This is a genomic window from Achromobacter sp. FW305-C-13 (assembly GCF_058783475.1).
The window spans coordinates 424,157-436,603 of the sequence record NZ_JBYSYN010000004.1 but is presented as its reverse complement, the minus strand read 5'-3'; the positions used below and the strand labels follow the sequence as shown (position 1 = coordinate 436,603).

Here is a 12,447-nt window from a genome sequence, read left to right as displayed (position 1 = left end):
ATGGCCAAGATTCAATCCCTTCAAGACGCGCGGGACGCCAGGCATCCGGACCCCGCCGGCGCCGCGCCGTCGCGGGCGGCGGACTCCGCAAGCGCGGTGGACGCCTTGGCGGCGCAACTGGCCGCCACCGCAGTCGAACGCGACCGCCAGGGCGGGCACGCGGCCGCCGAGCGCGAACTGATCCGTGCAAGCGGCCTCTTGCGCCTGTCGGTGCCCACCGCCTATGGCGGTGCGGGCGCCAGCTGGTCGACCGTGCTGCATGCGGTGCGGCGCTTGGCGCAGGCCGACAGCGCCCTGGCGCACGTCTTCGGCTTCCATCATCTGCAGATCGCCGGCGTGCTGCTCTACGGCACGCCTGAGCAACACGCCTATTTCCTGGAGCCGACGGTCGAGCGCAATCTGTTCTGGGGCAATGCGCTGAATCCGCTGGACCGTCGCGTGATCGCGCGCGCCGAACTCGATGGCTATCGCGTGGACGGCGTGAAAGGCTTCAGCTCGGGTTCGGTCGGCTCGGACCTGCTGACGATTTCGGCGTGGCACAAGGCGTCGGATACCGCACTGATCGCGGCCTTGCCGACGCGGGCCGACGGCATCACCGTCAATCCGGACTGGGACGCGTTCGGCCAGCGCCAGACTGACAGCGGCACGGTGCGGTTCGACCACGTCCGGCTGGAATCGATCCACGTGCTGCAGGCGCCCGGCACGACGCCGACCCCGCGCGCCACGCTGCGCTCGCAGATCGCCCAGCTGATCATGACGAATCTGTACCTGGGCATCGCGCAGGGCGCCTACCAGGAAGCCCGGCGCTATGTGCGCGACGACGCGCGGCCGTGGTTTTCGTCGGGCGTGCAGCGCCACGCCGATGACCCCTATGTGCAGGAGCGCTTCGGCGAATTCTGGTTGCGGGTGCAGGCGGCAGAGGCGTTGACCGATCAGGCGGGCCTGGCGCTGGATGCCGCGCTGGCGCGCGGGCCCTCCGTGACGGCGGACGAGCGCGGGCAGGTGGCCGTGGCCGGCGCCCAGGCAAAAGTGCTGGCCCATCGTGCTGCGCTGGAAGTCGGTTCCGACCTGTTCGACGTGACGGGCGCCAGCTCCACCGCCGCGCGCCACGGCTATGACCGCTTTTGGCGCAATGCCCGCGTGCATACGCTGCATGACCCCGTGGCCTACAAGGTCCGCGACCTGGGACGCTTTGCGCTGCTGGACCAGATTCCCGAACCCACCGCGTATTCCTGATGCGCCCGACCCTGACCGGAACTCCGCGATGAGCCAGATTTCCCCCCTTCCCGCCGTGCCGCAGCCGGTGATCCGCCTGGATGCCGTCAGCAAGGCGTTTGCCACGCGTGCGGGCCGGTTTGATGCCGTGCGCGACGTGTCGCTGTCGATCCGCGCCGGCGACACTTTCGGCATCATCGGCAAGAGCGGCGCGGGCAAGTCCACGCTGCTGCGCCTGATCAACCTGCTGGAACGCCCGGATGCGGGCGCGGTGCATGTGGCGGGCACCGAACTGACCGCGCTGTCCAAGCGCGAACTGCGCGGCGCGCGCCAGCACATCGGCATGATCTTCCAGCAGTTCAACCTGCTGCAGAACGAGACCGTGTTTGAAAACGTCGCCTTCCCGTTGCGGGTGCATGGCGGGCGCACCCGTGAACAGATCGCCGCGCGCGTGCGGGACTGCCTGGATATCGTCGGCCTGACCGACAAGACCGCCAGCTACCCGGCGCAGTTGTCGGGCGGGCAGAAGCAGCGCGTGGCGATCGCGCGTGCCTTGGCCAGCGAGCCCGCCGTGCTGCTGTGCGACGAACCCACCTCGGCGCTCGACCCCGAAACCACGCGGTCGGTGCTGGCCGTGCTGCGCGACATCAACAAGCGCCTGGGCGTGACCATCGTGATCGTCACGCACGAACTGGCCGTGGTGCGCGCCCTGTGCCGCCATGTGGCCGTGATGGAGAACGGGCAGGTGCTGGAGCAGGCCGAGATCTCGGGCGCCAACGTGCACCTGTCTTCCGCGCTGGGCCGCGAACTCATCCGCGAAGCCACCCACCCCTACGAAGAGGTCGCATGATGCTGGATACCTTTGTGCAGTTGCTGCCCGAGCTGGGCGTGGCCGTCGGCCAGACCTTCCTGATGCTGGCGATCGCGCTGGCGGCGTCGATCCTCCTGGGCGGGCCCCTCGGGGTGCTGGTGTTCCTGACCGGGCCGGGGCAGTCGCTGGACCGGCCCGTGGTGCATCGGCTGCTGAGCTGGACGGTGAATACCGTGCGCTCGTTCCCGTTCATCATCCTGCTGGTGGCGTTGGTGCCCTTCACGCGCGTGATCGCGGGCACCTCCATCGGGCCCGTGGCGGCGGCGGTGCCGCTGTCTTTCGCGGCGATCCCGTACTTTGCGCGGCTGGTGGAACAGTGCCTGCGCGACGTGCCGCGCGGCGTGATCGAGGCGGCGCATGCCGCCGGCGCGTCCGAGCTGCAGATCGTGCGCCGCGTGCTGCTGGTGGAAGCGCGTTCGGGCCTGGTGCTGGCGCTGACGGTGCTGGCGGTGAGCTTTCTTTCGTACTCGGCAGTGGCCGGCGTGGTGGGGGGCGGCGGCATCGGCGACCTGGCCATCCGCTATGGCTACTACCGCTTCCAGACCGACGTGATGGTGCTGACCGTGGCGCTGCTTGTCGTGCTGGTGCAGATCATCCAGGTTGCCGGCAATACCGTCGCGCGCCGCATCGACAAGCGTTGAATCCAATGAGGACTCCCATGGCATTTCCCCGCTCTACCCTGATCGCGGCGCTGGCCGCGCTGACCTTCGCCGGCGCCGCGCACGCGGCGGACCCGGCCAAGAAGGAAATCGTGTTCGGCGCCACGGCCGGCCCCTATAGCGACCAGATCAAGCTGGGCATCAAGCCCATCCTGGAAAAGCAGGGCTACACGGTCAAGATCGTGGAGTTCAACGACTACATCCAGCCGAACTTCGCGTTGGCGCAAGGCGCGCTGGACGCAAACGCGTTCCAGCACGTGGTCTACCTGAAGAATTTCGCCGCCAAGAACAAGCTGGAATTGTCCGAACTGGTGAAGGTGCCTACCGCGCCGATCGCCATCTACAGCAAGAAGTACAAGAGCGTGGACGCCGCGCCCGATGGCGTCAGCGTGGCCGTGCCCAACGACCCGACGAACCAGGCGCGCGCGCTGGTGGTGTTGGAGGAACTGGGCTGGGTGAAGTTGCGCGAAGGCTATGACCCCTTGCAGGTGTCCGAGAAGGACGTGGCCGTGAATGTGAAGAAGATCAAGCTGATTCCGCTTGAAGCTGCGCAACTGCCGCGCTCGCTGGACGATACCGACTACTCGTTCGTGAATGGCAACTTTGCGTTGGCGTCGGGGCTGAAGCTGACGTCGGCGCTGGCGCTTGAGAAGACCACGCCCACCTACCAGAACCTGGTGGCCGTGCGCACGGCCGACCTGGACAAGCCCTATGTGAAGGATATTGCTGCGGCCTATGCGTCGCGGGAGTTCCTGGCGGTCACCGAGAAGTCGTTCGCCGGTTTTGTGAAGACCGATTATCAGCAGAAGCTGGAAGCGGCCCGCTAGGGCTGCCCGGCGGGAGCGCGCGGCCATGTTTGTCCATCCGAACGAGTTCGAGCTGCTGCAGCACCTGGAGGTGCCGGGGCGCGCCCGGCATGACGAGGCGCCGGATTCGGGGCAGGACGACTGGCGGGCGCTGCGCGTCACCGTGCGCAAGCTGGCCAAGCGCCATGGCGCGCGCAGCGTGCTCAATGGACTGGACCTCGACATCGCCGCAGGCGAATTCGTGGCGGTCACGGGGCGCGGCGGCACGGGCAAGAGCACTTTGCTGCGAATCCTGGCTGGCCTGGAACGGCCCACCGGCGAACAAGGCGGCCCGCCCGCGCGTTCGCCGGTGCTGTTCGACAACTTTCCGCAATGGGCCAGCGACGACCGCGTGCGCTTGTTGTTCGCCGACGCCCGGCTGTTGCCATGGAAGCGCGTATGGCAGAACGTGGCGCTGGGCCTGCCGGGCGACGCGCGGGCCCGGGCCGGCGAGGCGCTGCGGCAAGCGGGCCTGGCCGGTCGCGGTGGCGACTGGCCGGCGCAATTGACCGACGGCCAGCGTCAGCGTGTGGCCCTGGCGCGCGCGCTGGCGCGGCGGCCGGGCTTGCTGCTGCTGGATGAACCGTTGGGCGGCCTGGACGCGCTGACGCGCATCGAGGCCCAGGCGGCCATCGAACAGGCCTGGCGGCGCGACGGCTTCACGGCCGTGCTGGCCACGCGGGATGTCTACGAGGCCGTGGCGCTGGCCGACCGCATCCTCGTCATCGACGACGGCGCGGTGGTGTTCGACGAACGGGTGGAACTGGCGCGCCCGCGCGCACGAGGTTCACCGGCGTTTGCCGCCTTGGCGGCGCGCGTGTTGCGCGCCGTGTTGAAAGAACCCGAACCGCCGGACGCGGACCGGCCCTTGGCGCCGGTGATCCAGATCCGGCACTTACGGCTGGCGGTATAGCGCCGCGCAGCCTGGCATTCACGCAATGGCGCCATGACGGCGCCGCCCTTTCCCTTTCAGGAGCAAACCATGAGCATTCAATCCATCAACGCCCGCAACCAGTTCCGCGGCAAGATCAAGGAAATCATCCTGGGCCCGGTGGTGTCCGAGGTGGACGTCGATACGCCCGCGGGCATCGTGACCTCGGTGATCACGACGCGTTCGGTCAAGGAACTGGACTTGCAGGTGGGCACCGAAGTCCTGGCCTTCGTCAAGGCGACCGAGGTGTCTGTCGCCAAACTGTGAATGCAACGACGGCGCCGGCGCTTTCCTTGCGCCGGCGTTAGGCATATATTGTCAGCGCGATATCCGGCGGTTTCCTCCTGGCTTGTAGCTTTATGCGTTGCTTCACGGAGAACGGTTCATGCGTCGACTGCAAGGGTGGTTCATCGGCTGGTTATGCCTGGGGCTGGCGGTCTGCCTGCCCGCCGTGGCGCAGACCAAGCTGGACAATGGGCAGTTGGATCAGTTGATGGCGCCGATCGCGCTGTACCCCGATTCCTTGCTGTCGCAGATCCTCATGGGGGCCACTTACCCCGATGACATTGCCGCCGCCGCCAAGTGGTCGGCCGCGCACACGTCGGAATCCGGCGACAAGGCAGTCAAAGCCGTCGAAGGCGAAACCTGGGACCCCAGCGTCAAGTCGCTGGTGGCGTTCCCGTCGGTCATGGACCTGATGGGCCGGCAGCCCGACTGGGTGAAATCCGTGGGCGACGCCTTCCTGGCGCAGCCGGACGGCGTGATGGATTCGGTCCAGCGGCTGCGCGCGCAGGCTCAAAAGGCCGGCAACCTGAAGAGTACGCCGCAGCAGAAGGTGACCTCCAGCACCACCGACAACAAGACCGTGGTGGTGATCGAGCCCGCCGACCCGCAAGTCGTCTACGTGCCCAGCTACAACCCGACCGTGGTCTATGGCGCCTGGGCCTATCCCTCGTATCCCCCTTACTACTATCCGCCGCCGCCGGGCTCGGTGTTCGCGACCTCGCTGGTGGCCGGCATCGGTTTCGGCCTGGGCGTGGCCGCCGTGGATTCCATGTGGGGCGGATTCAACTGGGGACACAACGACGTGGACATCAACGTCAACCGGTACAACAACGTCAACGTCAACCAGCGCATCAACAACGCCAACAACAATAACGTGGCGTGGCAGCACAACCCTGCCAACCGCGGCAACACGCCTTATGCGGACCAGGCCAACCGCCAGCGCTATGACAACCAGCGCCAGGCCGGCTTGCAGAACCGCCAGGCGGGTCAACAGCGGCCGGGGCAAGGCCAGGGCGGCAGGCCGCCCGGCGCCGCGCCGGCGCCGAATTCCCGCGACGCGGCGCGCGACCGCGCGGCGCAATCCTTCGAGGGGCGCACGGGGCAGTCCATCCCGGGCCATGCAGAACCGGGTGCCCGTCGTGGCGAAGGCGCGGCCGGCCGGGGCGGCGAGGGCATGGCCGGGCGCGGGCAAGGCGCGGGCGGTGCCCAAGGAGCCCGTGAGCGGCCGCAAGGCGGCCAGACGCCGCGCGCCTCGGGTGCATCCAACCCGGATCGGCAGGCAGCGGCGCAACGCCAGCGTGCCGACGAGTCCGCGGCCCGCGACCGGGCCCGGGCGTCCAACAGCAGCAGCGCGCTGCACGACGCCGGCAACGGCGACCGTATGCGCCAGCAAAGCCAGCGCACCGAGATGAACCGGGGCGGCGGCGGAAGCGGCTTTCAGCGTGGCGGCGGCGGTGGCGGGCACATGGGTGGCGGGGGCGGGCGTATGGGCGGCGGTGGCGGTGGCCATTTCGGCGGCCGGAGGTAAGCACCATGGACAAGGGAGCTTTCATGACGAATGCCTGGGTTCATGCCCGCGTGCTGGGCGCCGCGACATTGCTGGCGCTGGGGTTGGCCGCCCCGGTGGCGGCGCAAAGCGTGTATCCGACGTCGCAGGCGGCAGCCGACGCCTTTGCCGACGCGTTGGCCACCAGCGACCCGGCCGCGATCGCCCGCGTGCTGGGGCCCGATCACAAGCAGATCGTGCCGGGCGGCGTGGCGCAGGAAGATATCTACCGCTTCCTGTCGGCCTGGGCCAAGAAGCACGAGGTCATCGCGGACGGCGGCCGCTCGTGGCTGGCGGTCGGCGATTCCGGGTGGACCATGCCAGTGCCCATCGTGCAATCGGGCAAGGGCTGGCGGTTCGACCCGGTTGCGGGCAAAGCTGAAATCCAGCGCCGCGCCATCGGTCGCAATGAACTGACCGCGATTGACACCCTGCAGCAGCTGCAGGCCGCGCAGACCCGCTATCAACAAGGCGTGGGACAGGGCCGCTATGCGAGCCGCCTGGTCAGCCGACCCGGCACCATGGACGGCCTGTACTGGCCGGAAGTGCCCGGTTCCCCGCCGCAGGCCTTTGGGCCGGACGCGTTGGCGATGGGGCCGGAGGTGCCCGTGGCGGACGCCTATGCCGGCTACCGCTACAAGGTGCTGCCGGGCGGACAGGACACCGCCTACCGCATCGTGGCGTGGCCGGCGCGCTACGGGCAGACCGGCATCGGCACCTTTGTCATCGGTCCGCAGGGCGGGGTGCTGGAAGCAGACCTGGGACCTTCGTCCGCGTCCCGCGCGGCGGCGCTGCGAGAGCGCGATATCGCCTCCGGCGCCTGGGTCGACGCCAACGCGCAACCCGTTGGCGCAAAATGACTTTTCGGTGTTTTCAGAGGGTTTTCAGGTGGGGGTTGTTGCGGGGTCGCAACAGGCGTGTACGTTTGTCGCCAAACCCCCCACTGTTGCGCTTTTGAAAGGCGGCTGTGCCTAAAATGGCGGGCACTGGGATCGGTGCCCGATCCCCTTTTGCCGGACCTTGAAATTGAATCCCTTGCATTTTGTCCGCTACGCCCTGGCCGGCGTAGGGATGGCGCTTAGCGCAGCGGCGGCATCCGCCCCGATTTTCGTCCTGAACTCCCTGGACGCCAATGTCAGCATCATCGATCCGGTGTCCTACAAGGAACTGCGGCGCGTGCCGACCGGCAAAGAGCCGCATCACCTGTACCTGACCCCGGATGAGAAGTCGTTGATGGTGGCCAACGCCACCGGCAACACGATCACGATGATGGATCCCAAGACGGGCGACGTGCAGCGCACGCTGACCGGCATCGTCGATCCCTACCAGTTGCAGTTTTCGCCGGACATGAAGTGGTTCGTCACGGCGGCCAACCGCCTGGACCATATCGACATCTATGCCTGGCAGCCGCAGGAAAAGGGCGCCGAGCTGAAGCTGGTCAAGCGCGTCCCGGCGGGCAAGACGCCCAGCCACATCATGATCGACAAGAAAAGCACCACGGCCTACGTGACGCTGCAGGACAGCGATCAGCTGATCGCCATCGACCTGGCCACGCAGACGCCCAAGTGGACGGTGTCCGTCGGCAAGACGCCGGCCGACGTGTTCCTGACGCCGGACCAGAAGACGCTGCTCGTGGCGCTGACCGGCGACTCGTTCGTCGAAGCCTACGACGTCAGCAACGGCCCCGCCAAACTGGTCAAGCGCATCCCCACGGCCGCCGGCGCGCACGCTTTCCGCGCGCAGGGCGACAAGCGCCACCTGTTCGTCAGCAACCGCACCGCCAATTCCATCAGCCGCATCGACATGCAGACGCTGACCGTCACCGACACCTTCGCGGTGCCCGGCGGTCCCGACTGCATGGACGTGCTGGCCGACGGCAAGACGCTGCTGGTCACCTCGCGCTGGGCGCGCAAGATGACGGTGGTGGACCTTGAGCAGAAGAAGGTCGTGAATCAGGTGTCGGTCGGCAAGTCCCCCCACGGTGTGTGGACCTTGAACCATGCGCCAACCCGCTAGAAACAGTATCGTCGCGGCGGTCCTGGCGTTCGCTGTTCCGATGGCGAACGCGGCGGCGCCGACGACGTGCGACAAGCCGGTCTACTTGACCTTCGACACCGGCCACATGGGCGTGGCGCCGTTGATCGCGGATGTGCTCAACCGCCATCATGTCAAAGTCACCTTCTTCCTGGCCAATGAACGCACCAAGACCGACGGCGCGAGCCTGGACGACGTGTGGGCGCCGTGGTGGAAGGCGCGCGCGGCCGAAGGCCATGCCTTCGGTTCGCACACGTACGACCACGTCTACTGGCAGGGCGACCTGCCCGGCGGCAAGTTCCGCGTCAAGCCCAGCGCCGGCCCGGAAACGGGCAAGCGCGAGGAATGGACGGCCGAGCAGTATTGCGCCGAGATCAAGCGTTCGGCCACCCGCTTTCATCAGATGACGGGCCAGAACATGCTGCCGATCTACCGCGCGCCGGGCGGCAAGACCTCGCCCGCGCTGCTGAAGGCGGCCAAGGCGTGCGGATTCGAGCACGTGGGCTGGGCGCCCGCCGGCTTCCTGGGCGACGAGCTGCCCAGCGATAAATACCCCAATGCCAAGCTGCTGGACCAGGCGCTGCGCACCATCAAGCCGGGCGACATCCTGCTGGCCCACCTGGGCATCTGGTCGCGCCAGGACCCCTGGGCGCCCGCCGTGCTCGAGCCCTTGATTGTGGGCTTGCAGCAGAAGGGCTATTGTTTTGCTACCTTGAATACGCATCCCGCTTACCGCGATTGGATCGCCACGCATCACTGATCATGGATACGCTTAGTCAATTCTTCGGGGCCTGCCAGCAATGGCTCTTCGAAACGCTGATCCAGCCTGCGCTGTTTCACCTGGGGATGAGCAACTTCATCGAAGACGGCTACGACGCCACCATGTGGCTGCTGGTGGGCCTGGTGCAGATCGCCGTGCTGGTGCTGGTGTTCGGCCCCTTGCAGCGTCTGCGGCCGGTTGAAGCCGTCACCGACCGCCGCCAGATCGGCATCGACGTGCTGTACACGCTGATCCACCGCCTGGGCGTGTTCCGCCTGGCGCTGTTCTTCACGATCGACCCGTTCTGGGACAGCATCTTCGGACAACTGCACGTCTGGGGTTTTGCGCCGTTCCAGCTGGACCAGTACTGGCCCGGCGTGACGGACAAGGCCTGGGTCAGCCTGATCATCTACCTGCTGCTGTTCGACGCGGTGGACTACGTCTATCACCGTGCCCAGCACCGTTTCAGCTGGCTCTGGGCGTTGCATGCGGTGCATCACAGCCAGCGCCAGATGACCATCTGGAGCGACGACCGCAATCACCTGCTGGACGACATGCTGCGCGACGTGCTGGTCGTGTTCGTGTCGCAGCTGGTGGGCGTGCCGCCCGCGCAATTCGTGATCGTGGTGGCCATCACCCAGCTGGCGCAGAGCTTCTCGCACGCCAACCTGCGTATGCATTTCGGCGCGCTGGGCGAACGCTTGCTGGTCAGCCCGCGCTTTCACCGCCATCACCATTCCATCGCCTATGACGCGTCCTCGCCGGGGCCGGTGGGCGGCTACAACTTCGCCGCGCTGTTCCCGATCTGGGACGTGCTGTTCCGCACCGCCCGCTTTGGCGTGGGCTACGGCCCGACGGGCATCCACGACCAGCAGGCCGAATTGGGCGGACGCGACTACGGCCGCAGCTTCTGGTCGCAGCAATGGCTGGGGCTAAAGCGCATGGTGGGCCGCGACCGCGAACCCGTCTCCGCGCCGCCCAGCCCACCCGGCGCCGCGGAACGCGCGTGACGGCAACTGCCTGAACGGTTGCGTCCATTAAAAAACCGAGCCTGCGTGGCTCGGTTTTTTTATGGACATAGTTCTTCAGCCGGCCGGCGGCGCGTCGTGCGTGGTCTCGCGCTTGATCTCGTCGTGGCGGCGTTCCATCTCCTGGCGCAGTTCGCGGCGCAGGCGGGCGGCCTCGAAACGCTGCTTCTCTTCCAGGTTGCGCGGCGCCAGCGGCGGCACGGCGGTCGGCGCGCCCTTGTCGTCCACCGCCACCATCGTGAAATAGCAGCTGTTGGTGTGGCGCACCAGCTTCTTGCGGATGTCTTCAGTGACGACCTTGATGCCGATCTCCATCGAGGTGCGTCCCGTGTAGTTCACCGCCGCCAGGAAGGTCACCAGTTCGCCCACGTGGATGGGTTCGCGGAACACGACCTGGTCGACCGACAGGGTCACCACGTATTGGCCGGCGTACCGGCTCGCACAGGCGTAGGCCACCTGGTCCAGGTACTTCAGGATGGTTCCGCCGTGCACGTTCCCTGAGAAATTCGCCATGTCCGGCGTCATCAGGATGGTCATCGACAATTGGTGGCTAAAGGCGTCGTCCATGGCGGGCGCTCATCATTCAGAAATAAAACGCCTATGGTAGCGGCAGGCGCCTGTCATGGCGCCGTCATTCGCGCCGCGTCTAGGGTTTCTTCGCCCCGGGGGGCGCGGTCTTCGGCGCGGCATTGGCCGGCGCGGCGGGCGCCGTCTCGGCCACTGGCTCCGCCACGGGAGCCTCCACCGCCGGCGCCGTCTCCGCCACCGGTTGCGGTTCGTCGCGCACCAACGGCGGTGGCATCCACAAGCCGTCCAGCAAAGCCGGGCCCGGCTCATAGGCGCGCAGCAGCACGGTCACCGGCCCCGCGGCCGCAACGGGCAGCCAATTGGCCTGTTCCTCGGGCGCGGGCGGCGCATGGCTGACGTGCACGTCCAGCGAGCCGTCGGCGTTGTAGCGCAAGGGCGCGCGGTCGCCCAGCGCGTAGCGGTTCAGCAGGTTGGCCACCGGCATGCCCTGGCCATCATAGGCGGCCAGTGACCACGCCGCGCCCGCGGGCGGCAACTGGCCGCTTTCAAAGTGCAGCACGTAGCGGTGCGCGCCATCGATCGGCGCACCCTGGCTGTCGGCCGCCAGCAGCAGCACCATCTGGTCTTCGGGCAAGCCCGACCCCGGCTGGGCCTGGGCCGCCAGCGCGCGGCGCAGATAGGCGCTGCCATACACGCCGACGCTGGCGGTTTCCTGCTGCCAGCCGTTGACGGCGCGCAGCGTGCCGCCGGCGGCAGCTTCCATGCGTTCACGTCCGGCGCGCAGGCCCCGGCGCATGCCTTGCTTGGCGGGATGGTCCAGGCGGTCGAATTCGAAGGTCCTGCCGGCGATCAGGCCCACCCGGCGCAACTGCGCCAGCACCGGCTGATCGGTCGCGTGCGGCGGATCCTTGCGCAGCAATTCCGCCGCGTAGGTGAAAAAGGCGTCGGTGGGCATGGATTCCACCTGTTCGCGCACCGGGATCTTCAGGTCCAGGTTCGGGTCGGATTTCACACGCTGCGATTGCGCGGGCAGGTTCCATTGCGCAAGCGGCGTCAGCGTGAAGCCGTCCTGCAGGGCGTTGACGGCGGCGTAGTCGGCCGGTCCGTCGGTCTGGATCAGCACCTTTGCCCACACGTGCGCCGTGGGGGCGTCGATGCGCGCCATACCCGAGGGCAGCGTGCCCGTCCAGCCCGGCGGCACGATCACGGTGTTGCCCTTGGCCGTGCCGGTCGTGCGTTTGCCCAGCGCGGCGAACACGTCCGTCCACATGTCCAGCAGGGTCAGCGTGTACCGCCGGCCCTGGGTATCCGGCACCGACAGCACCACGGGGCCGGCCGTCAGGTCCAGCCAGCCGGTGCTGCGCAGCATGTCGGGGTTGGCCCACGGTGTAGCCGCGCCCGGCTGGGGCAGGGTGCGGACATGCAGGAACGCGTTGGACGGTGCGCCCTGGGCGCCCTGCGACGGGTGCGTGAACTGGCGCCGCGTCAGGTCCATCGTGACGAGGGGGTAGAAATACAGGTAGCCGTCCATGGCCGCCTGATGGGCGGCCTCGGTGGCGGCGGCGGCCGGCGTCAGGGCGGCGCGCGCGGGGGCTGCGGCGGCGGGGGCGGGCGCCCCGGCCAGGGCGGCAAGGGACAGGGCCAGCGGGGCAAAGCGGCGCATCGGCGCTCCAGCGGTCAGGCAAAAATATGGGTGGAAAAGGGCCGGTCTAGCCACGGCCGCCGGCAATGGTAGCAGCCTGCCG

13 protein-coding genes are annotated in these 12,447 nt (G+C 67.8%); 11 read left to right on the top strand and 2 right to left on the bottom strand.

The features are described from left to right. The 11 genes from AC3WMU_RS25630 to AC3WMU_RS25580 all read left to right on the top strand — a co-directional run bounded on the left by AC3WMU_RS25630 (position 1) and on the right by AC3WMU_RS25580 (position 10,156). Entirely contained in the window at positions 1-1,236 is a 1,236-nt protein-coding gene (locus AC3WMU_RS25630) for an acyl-CoA dehydrogenase family protein (RefSeq protein WP_280030084.1), read from the top strand. A 28-nt stretch (positions 1,237-1,264) separates the two neighbouring features. Continuing rightward, positions 1,265-2,065 (top strand): methionine ABC transporter ATP-binding protein, encoded by an 801-nt coding sequence (locus AC3WMU_RS25625; protein ID WP_088591268.1) that lies wholly within the window; start codon positions 1,265-1,267, stop codon positions 2,063-2,065. Beyond that, positions 2,065-2,727, top strand: coding sequence for a methionine ABC transporter permease (locus AC3WMU_RS25620; protein ID WP_088591273.1), 663 nt, complete (start codon positions 2,065-2,067; stop codon positions 2,725-2,727). Before AC3WMU_RS25625 ends, AC3WMU_RS25620 begins: the two co-directional genes overlap by 1 nt. Positions 2,728-2,744: 17 nt before the next feature. Next, positions 2,745-3,572, top strand: a complete 828-nt coding sequence (locus AC3WMU_RS25615) for a MetQ/NlpA family ABC transporter substrate-binding protein (RefSeq protein ID WP_280030082.1) — start codon at positions 2,745-2,747, stop codon at positions 3,570-3,572. A gap of 25 nt (positions 3,573-3,597) precedes the next feature. After that, the gene (locus tag AC3WMU_RS25610) at positions 3,598-4,503 is read left to right on the top strand and encodes an ATP-binding cassette domain-containing protein (protein WP_424626686.1); all 906 of its coding nucleotides are present in this window, start codon (positions 3,598-3,600) and stop codon (positions 4,501-4,503) included. Positions 4,504-4,572: 69 nt separating this feature from the next. After that, entirely contained in the window at positions 4,573-4,788 is a 216-nt protein-coding gene (locus AC3WMU_RS25605) for a TOBE domain-containing protein (protein WP_006227327.1), read from the top strand. Between the two features lie 118 nt (positions 4,789-4,906). After that, positions 4,907-6,334, top strand: coding sequence for a DUF3300 domain-containing protein (locus tag AC3WMU_RS25600; RefSeq protein WP_492283141.1), 1,428 nt, complete (start codon positions 4,907-4,909; stop codon positions 6,332-6,334). Positions 6,335-6,357: 23 nt separating this feature from the next. Further along, positions 6,358-7,212 carry a DUF2950 family protein gene (locus AC3WMU_RS25595; RefSeq protein ID WP_492283140.1) on the top strand — a complete coding sequence of 285 codons (855 nt, stop codon included), beginning with the start codon at positions 6,358-6,360 and terminating at the stop codon, positions 7,210-7,212. A gap of 175 nt (positions 7,213-7,387) precedes the next feature. Continuing rightward, positions 7,388-8,368, top strand: a complete 981-nt coding sequence (locus AC3WMU_RS25590; RefSeq protein WP_446678360.1) for a YVTN family beta-propeller repeat protein — start codon at positions 7,388-7,390, stop codon at positions 8,366-8,368. Next, entirely contained in the window at positions 8,352-9,146 is a 795-nt protein-coding gene (locus AC3WMU_RS25585) for a polysaccharide deacetylase family protein (protein WP_035214058.1), read from the top strand. The genes AC3WMU_RS25590 and AC3WMU_RS25585 overlap by 17 nt, the downstream gene beginning before the upstream one ends. Before the next feature lie 2 nt (positions 9,147-9,148). Further along, complete coding sequence (locus AC3WMU_RS25580; protein ID WP_315141348.1) at positions 9,149-10,156, top strand: sterol desaturase family protein; 1,008 nt, start codon at positions 9,149-9,151, stop codon at positions 10,154-10,156. Positions 10,157-10,231: 75 nt separating this feature from the next. Here the strand turns inward: AC3WMU_RS25580 and AC3WMU_RS25575 are convergent, their stop codons facing one another. Together AC3WMU_RS25575 and AC3WMU_RS25570 are read right to left on the bottom strand one after the other, a co-directional pair. Beyond that, complete coding sequence (locus AC3WMU_RS25575) at positions 10,232-10,741, bottom strand: acyl-CoA thioesterase (protein WP_006227321.1); 510 nt, start codon at positions 10,739-10,741, stop codon at positions 10,232-10,234. A gap of 79 nt (positions 10,742-10,820) precedes the next feature. Further along, positions 10,821-12,365, bottom strand: a complete 1,545-nt coding sequence (locus AC3WMU_RS25570; RefSeq protein WP_492283139.1) for a DUF1254 domain-containing protein — start codon at positions 12,363-12,365, stop codon at positions 10,821-10,823. Positions 12,366-12,447: the final 82 nt, after the last annotated feature.